The following is a 1,074-nucleotide window of genomic DNA, read 5'->3' on the forward strand; positions in this document are numbered from 1 at the left end:
CGTCGAAGGTGGGATCGGCGATTGGGACGAAGTCGTAACAAGGTAGCCGTACCGGAAGGTGCGGCTGGATCACCTCCTTTCTAAGGAGCACCACGAGATTCAGGCCCGCCCACGACTGTGGGAGTTCGGAGATCTGGACGATTCGTTGGATGGACTCGTCGCCCGTCACTGGGCGTATCCGTAGTGGAGCGAGTTCTGGTGCATATGCAAACAAAATCTTCTGGTTACCCCTCGTTTGGGGGGTGCCGGCCACCAAGCACACTGTTGGGCTTTGAGACAACAGGCCCGTGTTTCCCTGGCCACCGTGTGTGGTGGGAGGCGTGTTGTTGCCCCAGGTTTTGGTGGTGGGGTGTGGTGTTTGATTCGTGGATAGTGGTTGCGAGCATCAACTCGCAGCAGTCGNGATCAGCAACGCTGCGGTGAATACGTTCCCGGGCCTTGTACACACCGCCCGTCACGTCATGAAAGTCGGTAACACCCGAAGCCGGTGGCCTAACCCTTGTGGAGGGAGCCGTCGAAGGTGGGATCGGCGATTGGGACGAAGTCGTAACAAGGTAGCCGTACCGGAAGGTGCGGCTGGATCACCTCCTTTCTAAGGAGCACCACGAGACCTGGCCGGCCCCACAAACCGTGGGATCAGCCGTTGTCAGGCGATTCGTTGGATGGACTCGTCGCCCGTCACTGGGCGTATCCGTAGTGGAGCGAGTTCTGGTGCATAGACGAACAAAATCTTCTGGTTACCCCTCGTTTGGGGGGTGCCGGCCACCAAGCACACTGTTGGGCTTTGAGACAACAGGCCCGTGTTTCCCTGGCCACYGTGTGTGGTGGGAGGCGTGTTGTTGCCCCAGGTTTTGGTGGTGGGGTGTGGTGTTTGATTCGTGGATAGTGGTTGCGAGCATCAACTCGCAGCAGTCGATGGGCCCTCGTAAGGCTCACTCAGTTGTTCCTTCGGGGATGGGTGTGTGGGTTGGTTGGGGGTTCGGAGGTGTTGTGGGTTGTTGTGGTGTAATTTCGATTTTTAACATAATTGGTTTTTGTGTTGTAAGTGTTTAAGGGCGCATGGTGGATGCCTTG

General features: G+C 57.3%; 1 rRNA gene. It reads left to right on the forward strand.

The annotated features are described in order from the left end of the window. A 16S ribosomal RNA gene (locus ASD37_RS31955) occupies positions 1-592 on the forward strand; the annotation flags it as partial. Between the last annotated feature and the right edge of the window lie 482 nt (positions 593-1,074).

The organism is Mycobacterium sp. Root135, from assembly GCF_001426545.1.
GTDB lineage: Bacteria > Actinomycetota > Actinomycetes > Mycobacteriales > Mycobacteriaceae > Mycobacterium.